Origin of the sequence: Brevibacillus sp. FSL K6-0770 (assembly GCF_038000275.1) — a bacterium.
Taxonomy (GTDB): Bacteria; Bacillota; Bacilli; order Brevibacillales; family Brevibacillaceae; genus Brevibacillus; species Brevibacillus parabrevis.
Genome location: NZ_JBBOBQ010000001.1, coordinates 2,276,740 through 2,303,445 on the forward strand (window position 1 = coordinate 2,276,740; position 26,706 = coordinate 2,303,445).

The 26,706-nt window shown below is 52.4% G+C and carries 23 protein-coding genes and 1 pseudogene; 20 read left to right on the top strand and 4 right to left on the bottom strand.

Annotation, left to right across the window (positions count from 1 at the left end; genetic code table 11):
• Positions 1-7: 7 nt before the first annotated feature.
• The gene (locus tag NST23_RS11120) at positions 8-1,348 is read left to right on the top strand and encodes a sodium-dependent transporter (RefSeq protein WP_063230763.1); all 1,341 of its coding nucleotides are present in this window, start codon (positions 8-10) and stop codon (positions 1,346-1,348) included.
• 116 nt (positions 1,349-1,464) lie between these two features.
• Here NST23_RS11120 and cax read toward each other — a convergent pair whose 3' ends face one another.
• On the bottom strand, positions 1,465-2,508 hold the full coding sequence (gene cax / locus NST23_RS11125) for a calcium/proton exchanger (protein ID WP_063230764.1): 1,044 nt from the start codon (positions 2,506-2,508) through the stop codon (positions 1,465-1,467).
• A 170-nt stretch (positions 2,509-2,678) separates the two neighbouring features.
• On the opposite strand from cax, the gene NST23_RS11130 reads away from it, so the two are divergent.
• Complete coding sequence (locus NST23_RS11130) at positions 2,679-2,939, top strand: hypothetical protein (RefSeq protein ID WP_122965778.1); 261 nt, start codon at positions 2,679-2,681, stop codon at positions 2,937-2,939.
• A 74-nt stretch (positions 2,940-3,013) separates the two neighbouring features.
• Here NST23_RS11130 and sleB read toward each other — a convergent pair.
• A pseudogene (gene sleB / locus NST23_RS11135) lies at positions 3,014-3,664 on the bottom strand (spore cortex-lytic enzyme); the annotation flags it as partial.
• A 256-nt stretch (positions 3,665-3,920) separates the two neighbouring features.
• On the opposite strand from sleB, the gene NST23_RS11140 reads away from it, so the two are divergent.
• Both NST23_RS11140 and NST23_RS11145 read left to right on the top strand, forming a co-directional pair.
• Entirely contained in the window at positions 3,921-5,549 is a 1,629-nt protein-coding gene (locus NST23_RS11140) for a thiamine pyrophosphate-binding protein (protein ID WP_173595730.1), read from the top strand.
• 76 nt (positions 5,550-5,625) lie between these two features.
• A complete protein-coding gene (locus NST23_RS11145) occupies positions 5,626-5,961 on the top strand; it encodes an Asp23/Gls24 family envelope stress response protein (RefSeq protein WP_173595731.1) in 336 nt (111 codons plus the stop codon).
• 52 nt (positions 5,962-6,013) lie between these two features.
• Here the strand turns inward: NST23_RS11145 and ftsW are convergent, their stop codons facing one another.
• Both ftsW and NST23_RS11155 read right to left on the bottom strand, forming a co-directional pair.
• Positions 6,014-7,183: a putative lipid II flippase FtsW gene (gene ftsW, locus NST23_RS11150; protein WP_122965782.1), complete on the bottom strand. Its 1,170-nt coding sequence runs from the start codon at positions 7,181-7,183 to the stop codon at positions 6,014-6,016.
• A 71-nt stretch (positions 7,184-7,254) separates the two neighbouring features.
• The gene (locus tag NST23_RS11155; protein ID WP_063230770.1) at positions 7,255-7,599 is read right to left on the bottom strand and encodes a YugN family protein; all 345 of its coding nucleotides are present in this window, start codon (positions 7,597-7,599) and stop codon (positions 7,255-7,257) included.
• A gap of 182 nt (positions 7,600-7,781) precedes the next feature.
• Between NST23_RS11155 and NST23_RS11160 the strand changes: the two genes are divergently transcribed.
• The 16 genes from NST23_RS11160 to NST23_RS11235 all read left to right on the top strand — a co-directional run bounded on the left by NST23_RS11160 (position 7,782) and on the right by NST23_RS11235 (position 26,687).
• Positions 7,782-8,222 carry a CBS domain-containing protein gene (locus tag NST23_RS11160; protein ID WP_063230771.1) on the top strand — a complete coding sequence of 147 codons (441 nt, stop codon included), beginning with the start codon at positions 7,782-7,784 and terminating at the stop codon, positions 8,220-8,222.
• A gap of 129 nt (positions 8,223-8,351) precedes the next feature.
• Entirely contained in the window at positions 8,352-9,401 is a 1,050-nt protein-coding gene (locus NST23_RS11165; protein WP_122965783.1) for a MerR family transcriptional regulator, read from the top strand.
• A 404-nt stretch (positions 9,402-9,805) separates the two neighbouring features.
• Positions 9,806-11,311, top strand: a complete 1,506-nt coding sequence (locus NST23_RS11170; protein WP_173595733.1) for a YcdB/YcdC domain-containing protein — start codon at positions 9,806-9,808, stop codon at positions 11,309-11,311.
• 81 nt (positions 11,312-11,392) lie between these two features.
• A complete protein-coding gene (locus NST23_RS11175) occupies positions 11,393-11,935 on the top strand; it encodes an RNA polymerase sigma factor (RefSeq protein ID WP_280648279.1) in 543 nt (180 codons plus the stop codon).
• Positions 11,919-13,478, top strand: coding sequence for a hypothetical protein (locus NST23_RS11180; protein ID WP_340963680.1), 1,560 nt, complete (start codon positions 11,919-11,921; stop codon positions 13,476-13,478). Before NST23_RS11175 ends, NST23_RS11180 begins: the two co-directional genes overlap by 17 nt.
• A gap of 162 nt (positions 13,479-13,640) precedes the next feature.
• Positions 13,641-14,390 carry a thermonuclease family protein gene (locus NST23_RS11185; RefSeq protein ID WP_173595736.1) on the top strand — a complete coding sequence of 250 codons (750 nt, stop codon included), beginning with the start codon at positions 13,641-13,643 and terminating at the stop codon, positions 14,388-14,390.
• A 40-nt stretch (positions 14,391-14,430) separates the two neighbouring features.
• Positions 14,431-15,054: a hypothetical protein gene (locus NST23_RS11190; protein ID WP_173595737.1), complete on the top strand. Its 624-nt coding sequence runs from the start codon at positions 14,431-14,433 to the stop codon at positions 15,052-15,054.
• A 53-nt stretch (positions 15,055-15,107) separates the two neighbouring features.
• The gene (locus NST23_RS11195; RefSeq protein WP_340965181.1) at positions 15,108-16,196 is read left to right on the top strand and encodes a sensor histidine kinase; all 1,089 of its coding nucleotides are present in this window, start codon (positions 15,108-15,110) and stop codon (positions 16,194-16,196) included.
• Positions 16,193-17,023 carry a sensor histidine kinase gene (locus NST23_RS11200; RefSeq protein ID WP_340963682.1) on the top strand — a complete coding sequence of 277 codons (831 nt, stop codon included), beginning with the start codon at positions 16,193-16,195 and terminating at the stop codon, positions 17,021-17,023. Before NST23_RS11195 ends, NST23_RS11200 begins: the two co-directional genes overlap by 4 nt.
• A complete protein-coding gene (locus tag NST23_RS11205) occupies positions 17,001-18,131 on the top strand; it encodes a response regulator (RefSeq protein WP_173599169.1) in 1,131 nt (376 codons plus the stop codon). The genes NST23_RS11200 and NST23_RS11205 overlap by 23 nt, the downstream gene beginning before the upstream one ends.
• 268 nt (positions 18,132-18,399) lie before the next feature.
• Complete coding sequence (locus NST23_RS11210) at positions 18,400-19,731, top strand: globin-coupled sensor protein (protein WP_173599168.1); 1,332 nt, start codon at positions 18,400-18,402, stop codon at positions 19,729-19,731.
• A 38-nt stretch (positions 19,732-19,769) separates the two neighbouring features.
• Complete coding sequence (locus NST23_RS11215) at positions 19,770-22,217, top strand: bifunctional diguanylate cyclase/phosphodiesterase (RefSeq protein ID WP_340963686.1); 2,448 nt, start codon at positions 19,770-19,772, stop codon at positions 22,215-22,217.
• A gap of 172 nt (positions 22,218-22,389) precedes the next feature.
• Positions 22,390-22,968, top strand: a complete 579-nt coding sequence (locus NST23_RS11220; RefSeq protein WP_122965794.1) for a glycerol-3-phosphate responsive antiterminator — start codon at positions 22,390-22,392, stop codon at positions 22,966-22,968.
• Positions 22,969-23,115: 147 nt separating this feature from the next.
• Positions 23,116-24,378 (top strand): PTS galactitol transporter subunit IIC, encoded by a 1,263-nt coding sequence (locus tag NST23_RS11225; RefSeq protein ID WP_280648283.1) that lies wholly within the window; start codon positions 23,116-23,118, stop codon positions 24,376-24,378.
• 21 nt (positions 24,379-24,399) lie between these two features.
• On the top strand, positions 24,400-25,914 hold the full coding sequence (locus NST23_RS11230) for an FGGY-family carbohydrate kinase (protein WP_280648284.1): 1,515 nt from the start codon (positions 24,400-24,402) through the stop codon (positions 25,912-25,914).
• 14 nt (positions 25,915-25,928) lie between these two features.
• Positions 25,929-26,687: an SDR family NAD(P)-dependent oxidoreductase gene (locus NST23_RS11235; RefSeq protein ID WP_173595745.1), complete on the top strand. Its 759-nt coding sequence runs from the start codon at positions 25,929-25,931 to the stop codon at positions 26,685-26,687.
• Positions 26,688-26,706 lie beyond the last annotated feature (19 nt).

Here is a 26,706-nt window from a genome sequence, read left to right on the forward strand (position 1 = left end):
ATTGATCATGAAAAATCAAACAGAGCAATGGACGAGCCGTCTCGGTTTTATTTTGGCTGCGGCTGGCTCGGCGATTGGGCTGGGGGCGATCTGGAAATTCCCGTACATGGTAGGGACGAGCGGGGGAGGAGCATTTTTTTGTCTGTTTCTGATTTTTACGCTCGTCATCGGTTTGCCGCTGTTGCTTGGTGAATTTGTCATCGGCCGCAGTACGCAAAAAGAAGCGATCAGCGCCTATCGTGCGATTGCACCGGGTACTTTGTGGCATTGGATCGGTCGGCTTGGAGTCGTGACGTGCTTTTTGCTGCTGTCTTTTTACAGTGTCGTCGGGGGCTGGATTCTTACTTACTTGCTGCGCGGGGTGACGGGGCAACTCATGGGTGCTTCGTATGAGCAGCTTTTCGGAGAAGTCATTTCCGCTCCATTCGGTTCAGTTGCCGCCCAATTCGTATTCATGCTGATCACGGCCTGGGTCGTGGCGCGCGGTGTACAGAGCGGGATCGAATCGGCGAACAAATACATGATGCCGGCCTTGTTTATTCTTTTTCTCGTCCTGATGTTCCGCTCCTTGACATTGCCAGGAGCGATGGAGGGCGTGTCGTTCTTCCTCCGTCCTGACTTTTCCAAGCTGAGTGCGGAATCGATCTTGTACGCACTGGGCCAATCGTTTTTCTCGCTCAGCGTCGGGGTATCCGTGATGGTGACGTATAGCTCGTATTTGGCGAAAAACGAAAGCCTTGTCCGTTCCGCTGGCTCGATCGTCGGCCTGAATCTTTTCGTCTCCCTGTTTGCCGGACTGGCGATTTTCCCTGCGGTTTTCTCGCTCGGCATGGAGCCGACAGCTGGGCCAGGTCTGTTGTTTATTGTTTTGCCATCCGTTTTTGAAAAGATTACGTTCGGCGGCTTTTTCCTGTTGATCTTCCTCGCTTTGTTCCTGTTTGCTACGCTGACCTCGGCTTTTTCTATGCTGGAGATCATTGTCGCGTCTCTGGCAAAAGGGAACGAAGCAAAAAGGAAGCGACTGTCCTGGATCATCGGGCTGCTCATTTTCATCGTCGGAGCGCCTTCCGCCTTGTCGTTTGGCGTGTGGAGCGACATCAAGCTGTTTGACAAATCGATTTTCGACGCGTTCGATTTTCTCGTCAGCAACATTTTGATGCCGCTCGGGGCTTTGCTGATCGCGATTTTCGTCCCGCTGAAAATGAAGCGGGAAGTGCTGATCGAGGAGCTGCGGGCTGACCATTCCCCGCTCAGCAAACGGTTGTTTGTCATCTGGCTGTTGCTGTTGAAATACGTTTCCCCGCTGGCGATTGTGCTGGTGTTCATGCAAATGCTCGGGATCTGGTAATATCCATTCACGAAAAAGGAGTGCAACGGCGTCAACTGCCGCATGCACTCCTTTTTTAGTGAAACTGACTTCTCCTCTTCCCGTTGCGATAGCGAGGAAAGTCATGCGCGCGCTCGTCAAGCGAAGAAGAAGGCTGTACCCAAAATAATGTACACCGTAAGCAAAAGCACCCCTTCGAACCAGTTGGTCGCTCCGTCTTTTGTGATCGAGATCGTAATGAACGTAGCGACTCCGATGGCGGCCAGTTCAAATGGCGTAAACACGATATCCATCGGATTGCCGAGCAACAGGCTGACCAAAACGAGTGTGGGCGCCACGAACAGCGCGATTTGCAGGCTGGAGCCGATGGCGATTTCCACGGCAGCGCCGATCCGTCCTTTCATGGCGAGCAACAGGGCAGCACTGTGCTCGGCGGCGTTTCCGATGATGGCGATGACGAACGCACCGACGAACAGCTCGGACCAGCCAAGCGAATGGGAGACGTGCTGGACGCCGTGCACAAGCCACTCGGAGACGACGGCGACAAACACGGTCGAGATGGCGAGCATCAGGATGGAGACGCCTTTTGACCAGACCGCGTCGCTTTCGTGCGGCTCGATATCGGACAAAAAGTCGCTGTGCGTAATCATCGAGAAAATCAGCCAGAGAACGTAGGCGATGATCAGCAAAATCGCGATGACGATGCTGAGCGTCTCAATTTTCACAGGCGGCAGCTCTCTCATGAAGACGGCAGGGATAAACAGCGCGACGATCGCCAGCGTCATCAGCGAAGCGTTGTGACCAGCGAGTCTGCTGTTGAAGTTTTGCTCCTTGTACTTGAGCCCGCCAAGCAACACGCTGAGTCCGAGCACGAGGAGCATGTTGCCGATGATCGCCCCGGTAATCGATGCCTTGACCATGTCGAACAAGCCTTCCTTGACGAGGAAAAAAGCAATGATAAGTTCTGCGGCGTTGCCAAAAGTAGCGTTCAAAAACCCGCCGATCCGGTCACCGGCGTAATGCGCGACGCTTTCCGTCGATTTGCCGAGCCAGGCCGCGAGAAAAATAATCGCCAGGGCGGAGGTAGCAAATTGGAAAAACTCGTTTTCTGTAAAGTAGTGCGCGAAGGCAGCCAGCAGCACAGATGCTCCGACGAGCGAAAAGAAAAGTCGTAAATTCATGTGATCACCTCAGATGCAGAATCAAATTACTTACCTACCTATTGAATCATACCAGCATTGTCTTCCTTTTTGTACCAAAAAGTTGGTGCCTGCGCGGAATTAGGAAGATAGGTATAGAGTTCCTCTTCTGACAGAAACTAAACGATGAAACAAGACAGGGAGGTGCTTTTATGACCAAGCCGATGCTTTGTCCTACATGCAAGTCAAACCGGATGCGCTTTACGATCATCGAGCAAGTACCGCGCTACATGCGTCTCGACCCGCAAACAGGCGAGGTGGTTCAGCAACTGTCGAGCGAGGAGCTGGACATTTTTCATCAGCCGTATAAAGGCGACTCATACATGATCCAGTGTGGAGTGTGCGGCACGACGGAATCAGAAGAGCGCTTTGTCAAAATGGCAGAGCATATGCAGACCCAGCGTTCGCAATGAACGCAGTTTCTGCGGACAAAAGGGAACAGGCACGCAGTCTTGTTGACTGTAGTGCCTGTTTTCGTGTTTCGGGCTTATCGGCAGAAGATGTGCCGGCCGATTTTTTTGATTTGCGGGCGGCTCCAAATCCAGCCGGATGTGGCTGTGTCCGGGTTGAAGTAGTAGATGGCTCCTCCGGTTGGGTCCCAGCCTTTCAGCGCATCGTTGACCGCTTTTTTGGACTGTTCGTTTGGGGTCAGCCAAATTTGTCCGTCCGCTACGGCAGTGAATGCGCGAGGCTCGAAGATTACTCCGGCTGGCGTGTTCGGGAAGGCGGGGTTTTTCGTCCGGTTCAAGATGACCGCCGCAACGGCTACCTGACCGATGTACGGCTCGCCGCGAGATTCGCCGTATACCGCATTTGCCATCAGCCGCAAGTCGTTGGCTGATATGTTGGCGGCGTGGTACGTCTCTTTTTTCGGATTGCTTGGCGCGGGTGCGCTTGGAGCCGCCTGCGACGCGCCCAAATCCGCAGCGGTTGGCTTGTAGTTTTTGGTGGCATTGTACAGCTTCACTTTCGTTTTCGGCCCCAAAACGCCATCTACGGGCAAACCAAACTCATACTGAAAGTTGCGGAGTGCCCAGTAAGAGCGCCAGCCGAAAATACCGTCAACCGTTCCGGTGTAAAACCCTAAATGCTTGAGACGGTATTGCATTTCGCGAACATCGCTTCCTTCTGTGCCGACTTTGACGACTTGTTGGCTGAATGCGTCAGAACGCAGCGGGGAAGCCATGACGGCGGTGGTGACGACGATTGCTACTGCTGCCAGTGCGATCAGCCATTTCACAGGCTGCTTCATTTTTGATCCTCCTTTGGGAATGTGCTTATCAGCTGATGATAATTGTTAGGTTCTCCAACTTTCGACAAGAGGCCCTAGTAAAATATTGGAGAATGCGTACACTACCATTGACTTTTCGCTAACGAAGAATGGAGGAGTAACGATGCTTGTGGCGCAATATCTTTCCAGGCAGCTCGCCGAATGGGGAGTCAAACGCATTTACGGAGTGGCCGGGGATGGCATTTTTGCCTGGCTGGATTCACTGGGGAAGCAGTCAGAGCTGCAATATATCGCATGCAAACACGAGTCTGCCGCCGCGATGATGGCGAGTGCGGAAGCGAAGCTGACTGGCAAGCCGGCGGTATGTACCGCGACGATGGGGCCGGGATTTGTCAATCTGCTCAATGGATTGGCGGACGCGCATACAGACCGCGTTCCTGTCATCGCCATTACCGGACAAGTCGAGACAGCCAAGCTCGGGGGCGGCTACAAGCAGTATGTGGCGCAGGAAGACATGATTCGCCCGATCAGCTGCTATCAGGCGACGGTGACTGAACCAGATGCCGTGGGCGAGGTGCTCCATCGCGCTTTTGTTTCCGCCGCGCAGCAAAAAGACGTCGCGCATCTGTCCATTTGCAAAAATGTGTTTGCCGAAAAAACGCAAGCGACAATCCTTCCGTCATTGCCACGCATCCCGCGCGTGCTGGGTGATCGCGTAGAGATCGAATCGGCGGCTGACCAGATCATGCAGGCCAAAGCGCCGCTCGTTTTGCTCGGGATTGGCGCGCGGCAGTCGGCGGCACTTTGCTTGCGGTTCGCTGAACAGCTTGGGGCCGGGATTGTTTTGTCTTTGGGGGCAAAAGGGGCCATCGAGGAGTCGCATCGACTTGTGCTGGGCGGCTTGGGTGAAGGGGGAAGCGAGGGCGTGCTGCAAGCACTTGACGAAGTGGATTTGCTCGTCATTTTGGGGGCGAGCTGGTTTCCGAAAGAGTTTATTCCGAAGCATCTGCCGATTATTCAGGTCGATCATGCTGCTACGTCTATGCATGCACAGCCGAAGCTGCTTTCCGTCACTGCCGATCTGCTGGACGTATTGCCGCTGTGGCTTGCCCGTTTAAAAAATCGTCAGCGTGGCGAAGCTTGGGAACAGAGAGTAGAGGGCTGGCATGAGCAGCTTTGGGCGGAAAATGAGCAAATCAGCAAGGCGTCATCGCCCGACGAAGCGGTGAAGCCGGAGTTGTTATTGCATACAGTAGGGCGAATGGTGGCGGAGGACGCGATTGTGGCGCTCGATACCGGAGAGCATACGATCTGGTTTAATCGCGCATTTCGCGCAGTCAGGCAGTACCCGCTGTTTTCCGGGAAGTGGCGCACGATGGGCTTCGGCCTGCCAGCCGCGATTGCGGCCAAGCTCGCTTTTCCCGACAGACAAGTCGTGTGTGTGACAGGCGACGGCGGACTGCAAATGAACCTCGCGGAGCTGATGACGGCGGTGGAGCAGCAGCTTGCGATCACGCTGATCGTCGTCAACAACCAGACGCTCGGCTTGGAGGAGTTGAAAATGAAGCAGGAAGGCTACGGCTCCTTCGGCGTGAGGCTGACAAATCCAGACTTTTGCCTGTGGGCCAAGGCGTGCGGGGCTGACTCCGTGTCGGTGCGCAGCGCTGCGGAGCTGGAGCCGGCTTTGCAGCAAGCGCTCGCCAGCAATCGTTTGACACTGCTTGACATTCATTGCACCGCTCCGACATTAACCGAGAGAAAAAAACAAATCCCCTTCCAAGCCCAAGCATGATTTGTTTATAATGAAAGAAAAATCAGATAACACGGGAACAGCCGTTATCATTCGGTCAAAAGAGGAGGGCATCCTGATGGCTGAAAGACTGGGCGAGATCAGAGTGGCCGATCAAGTGATCGCGATCATTGCCGCTGTGGCAGTAGAGGATGTATTGGAGATTTCGGTGAGATCCGGCGGTTTGTATCAAGATTTGGCGAAAAAGCTGAATGGCGGTGCAAAAGGAATCACGGTAGCGGTAACGGAGGACAGGGTCATCATTGACATGCGGGTATCGGTCCGTTACGGATCGCAAATTCATCACGTTTGCCACACGCTGCAAGAAAAGGTGAAAGAAGCGGTGGAGAGCTTGACCGGACTGTTTGTGGATGCGGTCAACGTGCATGTGGAGACCGTCGATATTAGCAAATAAAAACGACCTGCGCAACAGCAGGCCGTTTTTTCTTTGGAGACGAATAGGCGCCCTACATCGAGTACGGCTGTTTTTTCATCTGTTCTTCCAGCTTTTGGCGGCTGACCTCACGTGATACGCTCAGCAAGAAGCCTGTCGAGATCAGACAAACGAGCAGGGATGACCCCCCGTAGCTGATAAAAGGCAGCGGCACGCCTGTCAGCGGGATCAGTCCGGTTACGCCACCGATATTCAAGATCGCCTGCAAGGCAATCATCGTGACGACACCGATTCCGGCCAAGCTGGCAAACGTGTCTTTGACGCGCAGGCAAATATGGATGCCGCGCAACAAAAACAGCAAATAAACCAGCAAAAACAAGGAAGCGCCGATGAAGCCAAGCTCCTCAGTAATGATCGAGAAAATAAAGTCGGTATGCATCTCGGGCAAGTACAAATACTTTTGGATGCTCTTCCCGAAGCCAGTCCCGGACAATCCTCCGTGAGCGATGGCGATCCACGACTGAATGATGTTGTACCCGGTTCCGCTTGGATCGTTCCAAGGATTGAGGTAAGAGTTGATCCGGTTCAAGGCGTGAGACTTCGTCGTGATGTAGGCAAGCAAGGCGACGGTGACAACCGGACCGCCGAGGCCGATCAGATGACGAAGTCTGGCCCCGCCGCAGATCATCACAACGAGAGCACTCCCGAGCAAAATGGCGGCGGACCCGAGATCGGGCTGCACGACAATCAGGAGAAAAAACAAACCTGTGACCATGAGCGGCGGCAGCAAACCTGACTTGAGTTTGCGTACACCTTCTCCTTTTTTCGAGAGAATGGCCGCCAGGTACAAGATCAGGCCAAGCTTGGCAAACTCTGCTGGTTGCAGGTTGGATGAGCCGATTTGGAACCAGGACCGCGCTCCCTTGATATTGACACCGATTCCCGGAATCAGTACGAGCACGAGCATGAAGAAGCTCACCATCGCAATCAGCAGGAAATTGCGTTTGTAAAAGGAGAAGGGAATATTCATGGCGACCAGCATGCCGACGACACCGATCAGGAGGAAGCGAATTTGCCGCTTCACGAAATACAGCTCGTCCCCGTTGCAATAGGAGCAGCCATTGGCTGTGAAGCTGGTCAGGGCGAAAATGGAGCTTGAGCTAAGCACCATGGTAATACCAAACCCGACAATCAGGGCAGTTAAAAACAGGAGCAGGAAGTCAGGTACGCCCCTCGTCTTCACGGTAATACCCCCTTCTACGTGAAACAGAGAGGGGATACCTCTCTGTATCGCAAGACATTTTCATTTTGAAATTAGTGCGAGGAAAGCTTTTCGCCGAGCATTTGCAGTTTCAGCTTGGCAGTTTTTACAACGGAATCAGGCATTGGATAGTCGTAGTCCAATCCGTGTGGGAAAAGGTGTTTGCCCATGTACGGCTCATCCAATTTCAGGACAGCGTGGGAATCTTCCAGCTTGCCTTCGGTCACGTTTGCTTCGATGCGCAGGTAGTAAACGTTTCCTTTATCTTGGATTTTATAATCGTATGTAGCGTGCTTGTAATCCCAGGCGCCACGATCAAAGCCGAGTTCGCTCATGTAATGTTCCAGATCAGCGAAAAAAACTTCTTTCGTGCCAATCCCCGTGTCCTTGATAACCATTCTTTTTCCTCCTACAAATGGTGAGATTTTCACTTATTAATGATAGTCTGTTTTTGGAAGAAGCGCAATGCATAACTCTGTTCCGCCACGATCTTATCATACCCTTTTGCAGCGCATGAAATGAGAGCAGAGAGGACACACTACAACCGTTCATTAGCAAACAGCAAAAGGAGGAGAACAAGATGGCGAAAGTGGAAAACCGCACACTGCGCGAAATTATGACCAAAGATGTCGCAACGGTGACGCTTAAGGATAATGTGTACGAAGTAGCTTGCAAAATGCGCGACTGGAACGTCGGTGTCATTCCGGTTGTCGATGAAAAGAACGATGTGATCGGGGTAATTACGGATCGCGATATCGTCATTCGCGGCCTGGCCGAGAAGCATGAAGGCTCGACGGCGACAGAGGTCGTCATGACCAAGGACATCGTTCTCGGCCAGCCGGGCATGACGGTCGATGAAGCAGCAAAAATCATGGCTGAGCACCAAATTCGTCGCCTGCCTGTCGTAGAAAACGGCAAGCTGGTCGGGATTGTCGCGATTGCGGACATGGCGATCCGCCAAGTACACCACGATGAGGCGAGCGATGCGCTTCAGGAAATTTCCGAGCCTGCCCGCCACTGACAGGCGGATACAAGAGAAGCAACCTGAGAAAAAGCTGCCGCACAGGCAGTTTTTTTTCGTTTTTCCCTGTACATTGACGCAACGGTAAGGTATATGATACCGATAAGAAGCTGACAGGGAGAGAAATGCATGCTGATCAATGATATGGCGCGCAGGCTGCAAATTACGCCAAGAGCGATTCGTTATTATGAAGAAAAAGAGCTGATCAAGCCAGCCAAAGCAGATGAGTCCGGGTATCGTCATTTTACCGAAGAAGATGTATGGCGATTGCAAACGATCATCACGCTGCGCGAGGTCGGCATGTCGATTGACGATATACGCGAGCTGCTCTCGCAAATGAAGGAGCAGGAAGGCAGTCTGCTGCATTATCTGGATCTCCAGCGCTCTTTCATGTACACGCGATGGGTGGAAATGGCCAAAGTCATCCAGACGACAGAAGCGATGATCGAGCGGATCGGACACAGTCAAACGATCGATCCAGCCGAGCTGTTCGAGCTGGCTGAGGCGAACAAACGGTTGCGGCAGTCCCGCGACAACTGGGTGGATCGCTGGAATTTCAACCAGATCGCCAACTATTACGACGACTGGGTCACCAGCGAATCGCAAAGCTTTAACGCCCACCAATCATACGAGACAGTGCTGGACGAGGTCGTCGCCGCACTTGGCCCGATTCACGGGGAGATCGGACTGGACGCAGGCACGGGTACAGGCAATCTCGCCAAACGGCTGGTCAGCCAGGGAGCGATCATGAGCGGCTTTGACCAGTCGCCGCAAATGCTGAACCGTTGCCGCAGCAAACTGCCTGCCATGGAAACGAAGCTCGGCACCTTTTTCGCCTTCCCGTTTCTGGAAAATCGCTTTGATTTTGTGGCGACGAGCTACGCGCTGCACCATCTCGACGATGAGCAAAAGCTGCTCGCCTTGGCGGAGTGCCGCCGTGTACTGAAGCCGACAGGGCGCCTAGTGATTGCGGATTTCATGTTTGTGGATGAAGGGCACAGGCAGGCGCACATCGCTGAGCTGACCAGAGAAGGCAAAGACGAAGCGATCATGCAAATCCACGATCGGTTTTACGCCGATCGCTCCCGGTTGCTTGCAGAGCTTGACGCTCTCGGCTTTCAAATCGAGGCGAAGCAACTGACCGTCTACACGCATTTGCTCATCGCCAGACTGCGCTAAAACATTCCTTTACTTTTGGGCTCTTCCAATCGCTGACACGTGCCTAGCCTTCTGCATAGGCTGTAACGAGAAGGAAAGGAGGACTCCACTATGGGTCTGTTCGATGGCTTTTTTGATCGCGATAACGATGAGTTTCTGTGGATTATCATTGTCGTGGTTGTTCTGCTGTTTTTGTTTAGCGCCGATCGTGACTAAGTCTGTACGTATAGACAAAACGACCTTGTGGAAGGTCGTTTTTTTCGGTTTGGCATCTGCCGGGCACAGACGCTGGGAAGCGCGCAGAGAATTTGCCTGGGACAAGCTTTTGCGAGCAAGCTGCGAAAATTTGTAACCTTTTCCAAACTCATGCGAATAACGCAGTGAGCAACAAAAAAACAACATTCACCATTCAGGAGGCAAGGAAAATGAAAAAATGGAACAGTGCCGTCATGTCAATTGTTGCTGCAACCCTTTTGGCAGCAAGCCCTGCATGGGCAGTTCAAGCGAGCGCGAAGTCAGCCGACAGCTCGGCAGCACAAGCCCAGGGAGTCGCGCAGCAAACGATCGCGAAACTGGAAAAGCTTCTGCCGTACATGGAGCAGTTGCCCGTTGAAAAAGTGAGTCTGGATGAGGACAGTGACGTCATCGTCGTCGAGCGCAGAAAGCTGGAAGAAGATAAAGAGGCGGCGATGACCATTTATTTGAACAAGCAAACAGGCAGCATTCAGAGCTTCGAATATGCAGCGGATGATGCAGGCGACGAAGAGCTGTCGCCCGACGAGCAGAAGAAAAAAGCGGACGTGTTTTTGCGCGAGCTGCTCGGTGATGCTGCGGAAGGCTACCAGTTCGACGCCAAACGGTCCGAAGAACTAGGAACACCAAGTTATCAGCTCGTAGTAAACGGCATTCCGTTTTTTGAGCGCAACTTGCTCGTCAGCGTGAACGGAAACGGCGAAGTGTCAGGGCTGATGGCGAATGCCGCAAGCAATCCGCTGTCTTCCGCAAACTTGCCGAAGAAAGAAGAGGCCATCTCTGTAGCGCAAGCCGAGAAAGCAATTGCCGAGCGGATGACACCTGCGTATCGTTTGCAAAAAGACGGCAAGAGCATGATGCTGACCTATCATGTGTCCTGGTCGGGCATGCTCGATGCCAAAACCGGACAATCGGTAGAGACGCAGCACTCGCAGTTTTACTATGAACCCGATCTTTCTGGTGCCCTCCTTCCCGTATCGCCGCAGGGCAAGACTTTGACGGCAAAAGACAAAGCGGAAGCAGCGGCATTGCTGAAAACGATCATCGGCTTCAACACAGAGGACGCTACTTACGTGGAGCGGGCTGCGGAAGATACGCCAGAGGGCAAGGTGCAAAACTATGTCTGGAAAAAGGGAACATTCGTTGCGAACGTATCCGTTAAAGCAGCAACCGGACAAGTCATCGATGTGAGTCTGGAACCGAGCCAATATGTGGAGCCAAAGCAGAAAGTAACCGTGGAAGCAGCGAGGAAAGCAGCCGTGCAGGTGCTGCAAGTCTACTTGGACAAAGAGACGAAAGCGGTAGCGTTAGATGCAAGCTCCTATCTGAAAGACCCGAACGCTTACCGCTTCACTTTTTACCGCACGCAAAACGGTTTGCCCGTCTTAAACCATGCTTATCAGGTGACGATCGACAAAGAAACGGGCAAAGTGATCGGACTGTTCGGTGAATTTTCCAAACCGGCAAATGTGGCCTACCCCGATCCGGCCAACATCGTTCCGCGCGAGCAAGCAGCCAAGGAGTATTTGAAACATCATCCGCTGAGCCTGGTCTATCTGGAGCCAGTATTGGGTGGCAAGCGCCAGCCGAACCCGCTGCTCGTGTACAAGTCTGCGAAGAGTGAAAGTGTACAGGAATATGTGGATGCCGTGACAGGAAGCAGTATCCCTTGGAAATAGTTTACGGATAGAGCATGTGCCTGCCCTTTCGCGGAAGCGGGCAGGCGCACCTTTTAGGGATGGGGAGACGGAGGAAACCCAATGAACGAAACGTACGAAGAGCGGATTGCGAACCTGGTCGACACGTACTACCAGGATGTCTTCTATTTCCTCTATCATTTTATCGGGAATCGGAGCGATGCCGAGGACATCACCCAGGAAGTCTTTATACGAGTGTTGCAAGCATTGCCGCGGTATGACGGAAGAGTCCGGATGAAAACATGGATTTTTTCCATAGCGAAACATGCGGCAATCGACCTGTATCGCCGCCGGAAATTTCAACGTTTTTTTGCGGATTGGTGGTTCAGCGAGTTGCCAGCCAAGGATGGCTTGCCGGAAGAGTTGTTTGTAGAAAAAGAACGGGACCAAGAGCTGAAACAGGCGATTCTCGCGCTTCCGCCCAAATATCGTCTGGCTATTATTTTACGTTCCATCAAAGGGTGCAGCATAAAAGAAACAGCGGAAATTCTCGGCATATCCGAATCAAAAGTAAAAGTGGACTATCATCGCGCGATCAAGCTGATTCAAAAACAGTTGAACGTGCGAACAGCAGGTGAGGGGGGAAAGCATGTATTGGGAAGATGACGAGTTCCTGCATGAACGCATGAAAAGACTTGGCGGGAATGTACCTGCACCGCGAACAGAAGAAATCAAGCGGCTGCAAGGGGTGTTGTCCAAACAGGCGCGCGAGATGGACAGGCGCAGCAAAATGAGCAGGACGGCAAGCTGGACGCTGCAGACGGCTGCTTTTTTTGCCCTGGCTGTATGGGGCACTTCTCTGGCGTTTCCTTCCGTGAAACAAGAGCTGCCTGGCAATTCGGAGCAGGCGAAGCCCTCCTACGAAACCGTGAATCCGCCGTCTGCACAGAAAACTTCTCCGCTGGAACGAGAAAAGGACGGGAAAGCTGCTCAGGAAAAGGAACAGCAGGCGAAGCCAACTAAGCAAAAGGCGACAGAGACACGAACAGAAACGAGAAAGCAGACTGTCCCGCCGACGAGTCAAACCGTCGCGCCAGCCGAGCCGTATGCAGCAACAGCCGATGGCAGCGCAACCAAAAAGGCGGCGGCCTATTTGGAACAGTTGATCGGAGCCGAGCAGCGTCAGTACAAGCTGGTCGAATCGCTTGCCGATCCGAAGCAAAACCAGCACGTCTTTGTGCGTCAAGTAAACGGGCTTCCGTTTCTCAACGAGCATTACACGGTCGGGTTGGATGAGCGCAACAACGGGAAGGCAATTGCGGCCAAGCAGATTCAAGGAGGCAAATGGAGCGAGCAGCTTTTCCCTGATCCGGCTGCTGCCATCGGAAAAGCGGAGGCCGAAACGATTCTCGTCCAAGCATTGACGCCTTATTTTGCCGGGACGCAAACGAGTGGCTACGATCCGGCTCTGATGGGCTTCCTCGATGCGCAAAGCGGGCAGTTGATCGGCGTTGACAAGGCACACGACTCGTTGCGCGGCAAAACGTACAAGCTGGATGCCGAGCGGACAAGCTGGAAGGTGACGACGGAAGACGAGGCTGTGCAGTTGGTGGCGAGCGAGTTTGGCTTGACGGTGGAAAAAACGTTCTGGCGAGCGGAGAACGACTTTTTGGACACGCGCAACTATCGGTGGCGCTTGGAGAACGGCGGCAGCATCGCGCTAAAAACCGTTTCCTCCACGGGAGAGGTCGTGGAACTGGAGTACAAAAGTCTGCCTGCTGCTTCTGACAGGACAACCGCTCCCAAAGATGCTGCGGCAGCGACACAGACAGCGGCTTCGTTCCTGCAACATTACCTCGCTGCGGAAGTGACGGGCTTGCAAGTCATGGAAGTCGAACAGGACAAACTGGCTTACCGCATTTATTTTCAAGCGTTGTCCAAAGCAAATGACGCTGCTGCCTTGCCTGTCTACACCGTTACGGTCCAAGCAGCGACTGGTCAAATCGTCGGGTTTCAGAAGACGCCGCCGAAACAGGAGCAGGCTGCGCACAAACCAAACCGGCAAGCAAGCGCTGTCGAAGCCGCCAAACAGTACGTAGAGCGCCATCCCCTGCAATTGGCTTACGTCTGGATCAAGGGCGAGACGGCACCTTCCCTGGTTTACGTTCCGCTGGAGCGAGATATGCTGTCTGATTATATAGAAGAGTAGAACAGGCAGGACTTTGCTTGAAAATTGTGGGGGAGAATTATAAAATCATAAAAATCGCAATCGCGTAAAACTGACACGTTCTGGGTCAGTTTTTTCGCGTGTCAGACGGTTTTTACGAAAGCAGTACATAACGAGAAGCAATGCGGAAGAGGAGAAGACAAAATGAAACAAAAGCTAGTGATGTACCTGTTCGCGGTAGCGCTTTTGCTTGCGGCTTGTTCCGCAACAGAAGGACCAAAGGCAAACGGGGAAATGACGGCGACCGTCAAACGCGTGGTCGATGGAGATACGTTTGAGCTGGCGAGCGGGGAAAAGGTGAGGATGATCGGAGTCGATACACCGGAAACGGTCAAGCCTAACCATCCCGTCGAACCGTACGGCAAGGAAGCGAGCAATTACACGAAAGAGCTGCTGACTGGCAAAAAGGTCACGCTCAAGTTCGATGTAGAGCCGTACGACAAATACCAGCGGCTGCTCGCTTACGTGTACATGGAAGACGGGACGTTCGTCAACGAAAAGCTGGTGCGGGAAGGGTATGCGCGGATTATGACCATCCCGCCGAATGTGGCCCAGGCCGATTTGTTTTTGACCGCAGAGCGGGAAGCGCGGGAAGGCAACCGCGGGCTGTGGGGGCTGGATGTAGGCGAGCAGGGTGCAGACGCCAAGGACGCAGACAAAAAAGCGGCAGGCAAAAAGGACAAAGCCAAGGATGAGTCCAAAGTGCAGCCGAGCAAGTCCGCGGACAGCGACACCCCGCCAGAGGGCAAGGCGATCAAAGGCAACATCAACGCCAAAGGCGAGAAAATTTACCATGTTCCCGGCTCGGCCAGCTACGAGCAAACGAAGGCGGAAATGTGGTTTGCCACAGAAGAAGAGGCGCAAGCAGCAGGGTTTCGCGCTCCGAAACGATAGTCTTTGTCTGGGCAAGCCGTAAAGCGCTAGGGGGCAGGGCATGAACATAAAGCGGATTGCGATTTTGAGTGCCGTTGTAATAGCAGTGATCTGCGTCAATATGCTGTCGTTATTTGACTGGGATCACGATCCGGTAGCCAAACAAGGAGTCATGGATTTGCGCGGGTGGACGGAAGGCGCAACAAAGCCGCTCAAGCTCAAGGGAGAGTGGGAGTTTTATCCGGGCCAGCTCCTTTCGAGGCTACCGGAAAATCAGCCTGCCAGCTTCCCATACATTCAGGCCCCTGGAAATTGGGGGCCAAGCTTGAATGCTGACGATGCCCGCAGCGCCATAGGCTACGGGACGTATCGGTTAACCGTGGTGATGGATGCCGAGCAAGCCGGGCAGATCGCTTTTCGCGTACCGCTGATTCGCTCTGCCCATCGGTTAATCGTTGATGGCCAGGAGATTGGCGCGAAAGGAATTGTGGCCCCAGACCCGGCGCAATATTTTGGACAAGCTGTTCCGTATGTCGCGTGGAAAAAAATCGAGAAAGAGCGCTTCGATATTTTCGTTCAAGTCGTTAACTTTGACCAATGCCGTAAGCGGAGGCATCATTCAGCCGATCAGCATGGGGCCTGTTGCTGCAATCGTAGGGGAACACCAGCGAATCGCTGCACTTGATTTTGCCATTCTCGTAGTATATTTGCTGTTTACCTTGTATTTCGGACTTCTCCATTTTTTTTGATCGGAAAAATAGCTGGGAGTGGCTCTCCCTGTTTTTCTTTTTTCTAGCGGTTGTTGTATCGGTGAATAGCACCAAATGGCTTTCCTACTTGCTGCCGTTTCTTTCTTTTCACGCAACTGTGACGATATACTGGATTGCCAGGATCGGACTGAATTACTGTGTGTTCATATTCGTCTATCGTCGCTGCCAGCGGCGAGTAGACAAGTGGCTCAAAAAGTTGGTACTGCTTATAAGCTGCGCATTTATTCGCATGATCCTCGTGTTTCCGCCTGACCAGGCGACGCAGTACATAGCAGCGTGGAATCTTGTCTCTACCTTGATGTATATTTTCATACTCGTTCTGCTCATTTGGAGCTTGCGAAGCAAAGAGGAGGGGGCCTGGTATGAGTTTCTGGCTTTTTGTCTGTTTGCATCGGAAGCTTTGTTGAACGCGCTAATCATTTTTGGAATCACGGAACAAGGCGGCTGGTACTTCTTTCAAAACTTCAGCTTCCTCGTAGTCATTTCTTTTTTGTTCCTGCAACAAGTCATTCTCGCCTACCGCAAGACCGAGAAGATCACACAGGAAATGCTGCTTGTCGACAAGTTCAAAAATGAATTTATGGCGAGCATTTCCGAGCAAATGGTAACGCCGCTCAATGCGATGATCAGCATTGCAGATGCGAGATTGCATGAGGACGACAAACTGACGCCTGACCAGAGGCATGACCTGCGGATTATCACTTCTGTAGGCTGGACGATCAGAAGCATGGTCAATGACTTGCTCGACTTTTCCCGCTTGCGCAACAAAACTATTCTACTGCAAGTTCGACCGATTGACTTTCGCTCAGTAGTTAACGAAGGAATCGAGAGGCTGTACTACCTCGATTTTGATCACAGCGTCTTGTTCGAGAACAAGATTCCTTTGGGGTTTCCGCCCATTTTAGCGGATGAGGAGAGAATGGATCAGCTGCTCATGAGCATTTTGATCCACGCTCAAAAGAAAGTGATTCGCGGGAAAATCATCATTGAGGCGAGCGTAAAGGAGCCGTTTGCCGACATCTCCATCCGGTTGCAGGGCGAGGGAATGACGGAGTGATAACGGTTCACGCTGATTCTCCTGAAGATGTCGTATACCGCCTGGCTATTCCATTGGCGAATACAGGACAGCAAGAGGTTTCGCGAAAGCTTGTTGAAGCTGTGCTGCCGAAGCCAACGATGCGAGCCGATCGTGTCAGCGCTGCGCCGAGCGGCGAGGGAGCATTGGCGGAAGCGGAAATTTTAGTCGTGGATGACGACAGCGCGGGATGGACGGGAGGCTATGCAAATTCTGGGAAACAGGATGAAAATACGCTTAATTCCATTGCGTCGCTGAGTCGGAGTGAACCTGACCGGATGGCTTCCTTGTTAAATGAATTTGGGCAATATTTGCGGGAGAGCTTCCGGTTTGAGAACTTGGAGCCGCTCATTCCGTTCGAACGGGAATTGGCGCTGGTTCGTTCTTACTTGCACATCGAGAAGGTCAGATTTGAAGATTGGCTCTCCTATCAAATTGAAATCTCTACGACGACTGATTTTTTGATCCCGCCCCTGACCTTGCAAACGCTGGTGGAAAATGCGATTCGCCATGGCATCATGCAGCAGGCTGAAGGGGGACATGTGCTCATTCGTGTCTACCGAACAGACGAGCATGTGTGCGTCGCGGTAGAGGATGACGGCGTTGGCATCGCTGCGGATGTCCTCGAACATTTATTTACAGATTCATTGTCTGGTGGAATCGGCTTGAAAAATATCGAGCGGCGATTAAGGCAACTGTTCGGCCAAGGATTGCGGATCAACAGTGCACAAGGGACAGGAACCGAGATTTTGATTCGTCTGCCGCTGGAAAAGGTAGGGATTTCGTATGAAAGTAATCATCGTGGATGACGAGCCGCTTGCCCTTCGCCATCTCGCACAGGAGCTTGAACGCATCGGCGGACTGAACATTTTGGGACAATACCGCAACCCGCAGCTGGCTCTCGAACGAATCACCCAGGAACCTATGGATGCGGTGTTTCTGGACATTCAGATGCCAGGTGTCAACGGAATCGAGTTAGCCGAGCGAATTTTGCAACTGTATCCGCACATGGCGATCGTTTTTGTGACGGCATACGACGAATACGCAATCAAGGCTTTTGAGCTGAATGCGCTGGATTACATTTTGAAGCCGATTCAACATGAGCGCTTGCAAAAAACGATTCAGCGACTCGGCAAACAAGCGCCGCTTGAGGCTGTTGCAGCTCGTAATGCTGATCCGGAAAACGGATTGATCCACAGCCTTCGCTCTTTGCAACTAGAGCTGGCTGGCCAAAAGCCGCTGACGTTGCGCTGGAAAACCGTAAAAGCACAAGAAATTTTCGCCTTTTTGCTACACCACCGGGGAACGGTTGTCAAAAAACAAGTTCTTCTCGACCAGTTTTGGCCGGGAATCGATTGGAAAAAAGGGATTACGCAGCTTTATACGACCGTTTATCAGATCAGAAAAGTCATCAATGAAGAAAAAATGAGCGTTCAGATCGTCAACTGTGACGAAGGCTACTTGCTGGAGATGAATGGCACGAGACTGGACGTGCAGGAGTGGGAAGCCAACCTGAACACCGCGCCACCGCTTGATCCGGAAACATTGGACGTGCATCTGTCCGTATTACAGCAGTACCGCGGAGATTACTTGGCTGACCATCATTACTTGTGGGCTGAAACCGAACGAATCCGACTGCGCGGAAAATTTCTTCAGCATGCGCATGACATTTTTCGCTTTTTCGTAGAGCGCAACCAGTTGACACAGGCCGTTTCGCATTATTTGCACGTCCAAAAAATCTTGCCTTCCGAAGAAGCACTCTATTATGAACTGATGCGTCTTTACGCCAAGCTTGGCGATCGTTTTTCCGTGGAAAAGCAATACGACTTGCTCGTGTCTATGCTACGAACTGAGTTTGACGCCCAGGCTCATCCGGCGGTTCAAGCGTGGTTTGCGCAGTGGAAACAAAAATCATAACGAAGAGCCGACTTTTTACAGGTCGGATTTTTTGATGAAAAAAACCTATTTCTATTTTTGTTTTTAGTATTTTTTGCCTATAAATATTGCGTTTCCATGAAAAAATAGGTTTTTTCCAAAAAAAGTGCGACGGTTTCAAAAATCTTTCAGGTGGATGTTGTATCATAAAGAGGGTCTATTTGCCTAAAGAATAGGTTGCAGTTGGGGGACTGCATCTGAAGCAATGTTTGTAGCTGGTTTGAATTGGGAATAGGGGATGAAGAAGAGCATGAGCAAATGTCCATTTTCGTTTTTTCACAGTTTGTGGGGAAGCCGGAAAAAGCCGATGGAGCATTCCAGGTGGCTTGATCAGCAAGATCGCGCAAAAGCAAAGATTGACGTGACCGATCCGACGATCTTGAAGCAGCTGGAAATGATTGATTTGACCATAGAGGAAATCCGGCTGGCAAGCTCGATCCAGAAACTGATCCAGGCACATATTCGCGAGATTGTGTCCGCTTTCTACCAGACGATTACCAATGTCGAAGAACTGAAACAAATCATCCTGGACAACAGCACGCTGGAACGGCTGCAAAAGACGTTGGAGCGGCATCTGATCGAGATGTTCAGCGGGCAAATCGACGGCGAGTTTTTGCAAAAGCGGATTCGTGTAGCAGAAGTGCACTATCGAATCGGCCTGGAGCCGAAGTGGTACATGGGGGCCTTTCAAAACTTGCAAAGTACATTGCTCGATATCGTCCACGAAAATATTGAGAATCGAGTGGAAAGTGTCCGAATTGGCAAAGTGATTTCGAAAATCCTCAATTTTGAACAGCAAATCGTCCTGGAAGCTTACGAAAAAGAAAATTTGCGCCAAAAACAGAAGCAGTATGAACAGGTCAAGGAAGAGCTGAAGGCGAAAATTTTTACGGTTTGCGAGCAGATGACGTCGATTGCCGAGCAGACGAGTGCTTCGATGCAAGAACTGATCTCCAGCAGCAACGAAGTAAACCGCAGTGTTCGCTCGGGAGCGCAGACATCGAGAGAGACGCAGCATCTGGCATCGCAGGGCAAAGTGAAGCTGGGCGAGCTGGAAGGGCGGATCGAAGCGATTTTCAACCGGACGAATACGATGGAAAAAAGCGTGGAGCTGTTGAACCAATCCGTACGCGAGATTGGCACGGTCATCAAAATCGTCCAGGACATCGCAGGGCAAACCAATTTGCTGGCGCTTAATTCGGCGATTGAAGCGGCACGGGCGCAAGAGCATGGCAAAGGATTTGCTGTGGTGGCCCAGGAAGTTCGCAAGCTGTCCGAGCAAACGAAGCTGTCAGTGGAACAGATCAATTCCTACATCGTCCAAACCCGTACATATACCGAAGAGGTCGTGGGCGCGATTCAGGAGGTTCATCAACTCGTGCAGGCGAGCAAGGCGGAATCCGAAGCGACAGAAGAATCGTTTGCGCACATCGTCCAGTCGATGGCACGCAGTCTTGGCGAGGTTGAAAACGTCGAGGCAGGCATGCGCGTTCTGGTACAAAGCATGGAGGAAATTGGGGTTGCCACACAACAGGTGGTCATCTCGGCTGAAACGCTTCAAGAGGCTGCGGGCATAGCGTAACGCTGTGCAAGTCATCAGAGGAAAGCGGGGGGAAGAGAGTGCAACACCAACTTCACGGAACTTATGATAGCTTTCTTGTTGTTTTATCTTATTTAATCGCCGTCACCGCTTCCTACTCTGCTCTCGATCTGGCAGGCAGAGTGACAATCAGTCGGGGAAAACATCGCGTGCTGTGGCTGATTTTCGGAGCAACATCCATGGGGCTGGGCATCTGGTCCAAGCACTTTGTCGGCATGCTGGCCCTGACTTTGCCGATCCATGTTATGTACGATATGGCCTACGTCATCTTGTCTGTCGTACTCGCTATTTTTGTTTCCAGCATCGCTTTGTACACCGTGACCAAAGACGAGCTGACGCCAAAGGAGCTCGTCATCTCGGGAGCTTTCATGGCTGCGGGGATATCCGGCATGCACTACACCGGAATGGCAGCGATGATCATCGGGATTACGTATGACAGCTGGTGGGTCGTCCTGTCCGTCATCATTGCGGGTACGGCTTCGGTGGCAGCGCTCTGGCTGCTGTTTTACTTCCGCAAAGATCAGACGCGCTACGCGTCCTTGTACAAGCTGGGCAGCGCCCTGATCATGGGAGCGGCCATCGCGGGCATGCATTACACGGGCATGGTCGCCGCCAGCTTCCACACAGACTCGCTTGTGCGGGAGCATGTGCAAATGCAGATGCAGCCGGAGACGCTTGCGTACGTCATTGTGTTTGCTACGTTTTTGCTATTGGGCGTCACGCTCATAGGCGTGTTCATCAACAAGCGCTTTTCGCAAAAAGATTCCGAGATCGAGGAAAACGAGAGCTGGTATCGATCTTTGTATAAAAACAATGAGTACGGGATTATTTCTCTGGATAAGACAGGCATGGTCATCGACATGAATCCGGCGGTGCAAAAAATAACCGGGTTGATCACCGAGCAATATATCAATCGCCACGTCGCCCAGATCGGATTGCACATTCCGAGAGCAGAGAGAGAGCAGACCAGAAGCTTGTTCTACGAGACGACGGCACAGCATCTGAACAGCTTTGAAACAGCGTGGAGCTACCCCGGTGGCGATGTCATCAAGCTGAGCGTGATGAAAGTACCTGTGGAAATCGCGGGAGAAATCGTCGGTACACACATCATCGTCAAGGATATCACAGAAGAAAACGCAGCCAAGCAAAAAATCGAATACTTGGCGTACCATGATGAACTGACGGGCTTGCCGAATCGCAGAAGGTTCAATCAACTGCTGGAGGAGGCGATCGAGCGCAGCGCTTCCGAGCAAAAAACGTTTGCCGTCATGGTGCTCGATGTGGATCGCTTCAAGATGATCAACGATTCTTTGGGGCACACCTACGGAGACTTGTTTTTGCAGGGCGTGAGCAAGCGGATTTTGCAGAGTGCAGCTGGATGCGAGGTCACGATCGCCAGGATGGGTGGCGACGAGTTTACGATTCTTTGCAAATGCGAGCCAGACGGCCGGGAAGCATCGGAACTTGCCCAAAAAATCATCGACACATTGAAGCAGCCATTTCATCTGAAGGACAGCGACTTCTACATTTCGGCGAGCATCGGGACAGCCCTTTTTCCAGAGCACGGGTCAGATGCCGTCTCCTTGTTGAAAAAAGCGGATGCGGCGATGTACAAGGTCAAGCGACAAGGGAAAAACGGCCATCTGTTCTACACGGATGACCTCGACGCCCAACTGCTGGATCACATCGAGCTGGAGAGCGATTTGCGCAAAGCGATTGAACGAGACGAATTGGTCGTCTACTACCAGCCGCAGTTTCATTCCGAGTACAACCGGATGATCGGTGTGGAAGCGCTCGTCAGGTGGAATCACCCGACAAGAGGACTGCTCTCGCCTGGCCTGTTTATTCCACTAGCCGAAGAAACCGGCTTGATCTACGACTTGGGAACATGGGTTTTGCGCGAGGCGTGCCGCCAGATGAAACGTTGGCATGACGAAGGCGGACCGCTCATTCCCGTGTCGGTCAACCTGTCTTCCCACCAGTTTCATCAGTCCAACCTCGTGACGTATATCCGAAATATCCTGCAAGAAACGGGGCTTGCCCCGGAGTATTTGGAGCTGGAGATCACGGAGAGCATGATGATGGACCCGGCTGTCTCCATTCACATTTTGGAGGAGCTGAACAAGCTTGGCACACGCATCAGCCTGGACGACTTCGGGACAGGCTACAGCTCGCTCAGCTATCTGAAAAAATTTCCGATTCACAAGCTGAAAATCGACCGCTCCTTCATCACCGATATCTCCCAAAACCGCAACGATCGGGCCATCGTGTCCACAATCATTGCGATGGCGCAAAACCTCAAGCTGGATGTCATTGCCGAAGGCATCGAGACAAAAGACCAGCTGGACATTTTGACGGAAAACGATTGCAAAAAAATTCAGGGCTATTACTTCGCCAGCCCGTTGTCGGCGGCAGATGTTGAGACGATGTTCATCATGCCTTCCCGCGAGGCGCAGCACCTTGAATAGAGGCACAGCAGGTCAACCCGCGCTCACCGGGTTGGCCTTTTTTACGGGGAAAAGATTTATCTGAAAAAACGGAATTTCCGGTGAGGAGCAGTTGACAAACGATTCGTTCTGTTATTAAATAAATGGCGAAAGCGCTTTAATTACCAACAAGATGTCAAATGAGGGTTTCAAGATGGCGACTGATTTTTTTCCTAACCACGTCACGATTCCTTCTGTCAGGGACTTGCGCCATTTTCAGATCGCGCTGCAAAGCGACGCTCCGGTTATCCTTTTGTCGGATGTCCATATCGGAAATTTGAAAAGCTTGACGCAAAAATGCCACGAAGCCAAGAAAAAAGTGATTGTGCACGTGGACCTGATCGGCGGCTTGAACAAGGATCAAATGGGAATCAAGCTGCTCAAGGACTTGTTTCAGGTAGATGGACTCATTTCCCCGAGTGCCAAAATTGTCAACCGTGCGAAGAACGTAGGATTGATCGGGATTCACCGATTTTTTCTCCTCGATTCACGCTCGCTGGAAAATGGTTTGAAAGGACTGGAAATGAGCGATCTCGATGCGATTGAGATTCTCCCGGGTCCTTTTGCCAAGCAGTTTGTGAACCAGTTCCGCGCCGTGAAAAATGTCCCGATTCTCGCAGGTGGCTTTATCGATTCGGCAGAAGTCGTTCACGAGCTGTTCGCAGCCGGAATCAACGGTGTGACAACAAGCAAGCGTGAACTTTGGAACATACGCGACAACAAAATACGTTAACGGGTTATGTGTAGATGCGAAACCCTACAGAGAGTTAGTGCGAAAAGGCGCTAGCTCTGTGTAGGGTTTTTTGTTTTGGAAAGGGGGTGGTGCAAGCGAACGAGCGTGCAAGGGCAAAGCGAAAAACAAATCAAAGGAGGCAACCGAATGGCGGTCATTCAGTTTTTGATCCAGTTGGGCCCATCTGTTATGATGCCGATTATTTTCTTTATTTTGGCGATGATCTTTCGGGTGAAAGTCGGACAAGGCTTCAAGGCAGCGATGCTGGTAGGGATCGGGTTTGTCGGCATCAATCTCGTAATCGGCCTGTTATTGGGAACGCTAGGCCCGGCAGCAGAAGCGATGGTAAGTCGCTTTGGCCTGTCGCTGACGGTCGTTGACCCGGGGTGGCCTGTCGGTGCGACAATTGGCTGGGGGACGCCGATTGTCCCGATCGTTGTTTTCAGTGCTGTTCTCTTGAATATTTTGTTGCTAATGTTGAAATGGACAAAGACAGTCAACATCGACATTTTCAACTATTGGCACTTCATGCTGACAGGCGGTGTCGTGTATGCGGCAACTAACAGCATCGCAGTTGGCACGATCGCTGCACTCATTCACTTCCTGATCGCGATTGTGATTGCGGACATTACGGCGCCGAAAATCCAGAAAGAGTTCGACTTGAAAGGCGTCTCCTTTGCTCATGCCACATCGGCGATTTACGTGCCCATCGGCATCGCGGTGAACTGGATCATCGAAAAAATTCCCGGTTTGCGGGACATCAAGGCCGATCCGGAGGAAATCACCAAAAAATACGGCGTGATGGGCGAACCGCTCACGCTTGGTACGATTCTCGGAGTGTTGCTCGGCATCCTTGCCGGGTTCGGAATTGCGGAAATTTTGACACTCGGCATTCAAGTAGCGGCGGTGATGGTTCTCTTGCCTGCGATGATCAACGTGCTGGTCGAAGGGCTGGAGATCGTGCGGCAGGCGGCGGAACAGTTTTTGAAAAAGCGTTTCCCGGACCGCGAGTTTTACATCGGCTTGGATACGGCTCTCTTGATCGGCAATCCGGCTGTGCTGGCTACTGGGCTGCTGCTCATTCCCGGGGCGCTGGTCCTCGCGATTTTGTTGCCTGGTAACAAAGTGCTGCCTTTTGTCGATCTGGCTTCGCTCGTGTTCTTGATCCCGATGGCGGCACCGTATTTGAAAAAGAATCTCGTTCGTCTGTTCGTCTCAGGGCTGGTCATGGTCGCGTTCGTGCTGTACGCGGCAACAAGCATTGCGCCGCTGTACACAACCGCTGCGAATCTCGTCCATGTTTCGCTGCCTGAGGGTGTCAGCGCCACAACCGAGTTGGCCAACCTGGTCGGGGGAGCAACGACTCCGCTCGGCTGGATTCTCATCAAACTAGCCTCAATCTTTGCATGAAACCAGTAAGGGGGAGAGAACGTGGCACCATTTTTGATTGGGATTGACAACGGAGGAACAGTCACGAAAGCAGCTGTCTACACGGTGGACGGACGGGAGCTGGCGGTTTCCAGCAGAAAGACCGTCATGATCATGCCACAGCCTGGCCATACCGAGAGAGACATGGAAGAACTGTGGAAAGCGAATGTGTCCGTCATAAAAGAGGTGCTGGCAAAGTCGGGCATCGATCCTAAAGAAGTGGCGGGCGTGGCTGTCACGGGACACGGCAACGGACTGTACCTCGTCGACGCAGCAGGAAAGCCAGTTGGCAACGGCATCGTCTCGACGGATACCCGCGCCAAGCACCTTGTCGAGCAGTGGTATCAGGACGGAACGGCGGAACGCGTCCTGCCGAAGACGATGCAATCGATCTGGGCAGGCCAGCCTGTGGCGCTCTTGGGCTGGCTGCAAGCGAACAGACGCGAAGCGCTGGAAAAGGCACGCTGGGTTTTGATGTGCAAAGACTTTATCCGCTATCGGCTGACAGGCGAAGCGTATGCAGAGGTGACGGACATCTCCGGCACCAACCTGTTCAACATCAAGGATGTATCCTACGACGATGAACTGCTCGCCGAATTTGGTTTGCAAGGCATCGCGGAAAAGCTGCCGCCCGTCAAATACTCCGCTGACATTTGCGGCTATGTGACGGAGCAGGCGGCGAAAGAAACCGGGCTGGCGGTAGGGACACCTGTAGCGGGGGGATTGTTCGACATCGATGCGTCGGCGATTGCCTCTGGCGTCACTGATGAGGATAAATTGTGCGTCGTAGCTGGCACATGGAGCATCAACGAATACATCACGAAAGAGCCAGTCGTCGACAAAGCGTTGTTCATGACGTCCATCTATTGCATCCCCGGCTATTGGCTGACGCTGGAGGGCAGTCCGACTTCGGCGAGCAATCTGGAGTGGTTCACCAACGAATTTTTCAGCCAGGAACACGACGCGGCGCTCAAGCAAGGCATTAGCGTGTATGAGCTGTGCAACCAGATGGTAGCCAGCACGAAGCCGGAAGATTCCCACATCGTCTTCTTTCCGTTTTTGTTCGGCTCCAACGTGGACGCCAACGCCAAAGCGTGCTTTATCGGCCTGAATGGCTGGCACACCAAAGCGCATATGGTCAGAGCCTTGTACGAAGGAGTCGTGTTCGGTCACCGCCAGCATATCGACAAGCTGCTCGTCCACCGCTCCCGGCCAAAGGCGGTGCGCCTGGCGGGAGGGGCCACGAGGTCGGAAGAGTGGATGCAAATGTTCGCTGACGTTTTGCAGCTGCCTGTCGAGGTGGTCGAAGGCACAGAGCAGGGAACGCTTGGCGCTTCCATCTGCGCCGGGGTGGCAACGAAGCACTTCGATTCGTTCTCGCAAGCGGCAGAGTCGATGGTGAAAGTCAGCAAAATGTACACGCCACAAGAACAACATAGAGACATCTACGAGCAAAAGTACCAGGCGTATTTGGAAGTGCTGGAAGCATTGCAGCCGTTGTGGAAAAAACTTTCGTGAAGGATGGAGCAGACATGGATTTTGGCATCAAAGGAAAAAGCGCGATTATTACCGGAGCCTCAAGGGGCGTAGGCCGGGCGATTGCCTTGGCGTTGGCGGAAGAGGGCGCAAAAGTCATCATCAATTACAACCGCAGCGCCGACAGTGCGAATGAGGTAGTGGAGCTGATCAGGGAACAAGGCGGCGAGTGCATCGCCATCCAGGCCGATCTCGGCCAAAAGGCAGACTGCGACCGACTGATGACTGAAGCGACCGCCGTATTTGGCAGCGTGGATATTTTGATCAACAATGCAGGCGTATGGCCGAAAAACTGGGTGACCGACATTTCCCTGGAAGAATGGAATCACACGATGGATGTCAATTTGACGTCGGTGTTTCTCACCTGCCAAAGCTTCGTCAATCATTTGCTTGCTGAAAACCGCCGAGGAAAAATTTTGAATGTGACTTCGCAGGCTGCTTTCCACGGCTCGACGACAGGTCATGCGCACTACGCCGCCAGCAAAGCGGGGGTAGTTGCGTTCACGATTTCGCTTGCCCGCGAGGTGGCGAAGCAAGGAATCAATGTCAATGCGCTCGCGCTCGGCATTGTGGAGACGGATATGATCAAGGCCGATCTGGAACAGAAAAAAGACTACTACGTCAACCGGATTCCGCTGGGACGGGTGGCCAAACCGGAAGAAATCGCGGATATCGCCGCTTTCCTCGTCTCCGAGAAAGCGAACTACATCACCGGAGCCACGATGGACGCCACTGGCGGCATGTTGATGAGATAGAAGCACGAGAGAGGATAGG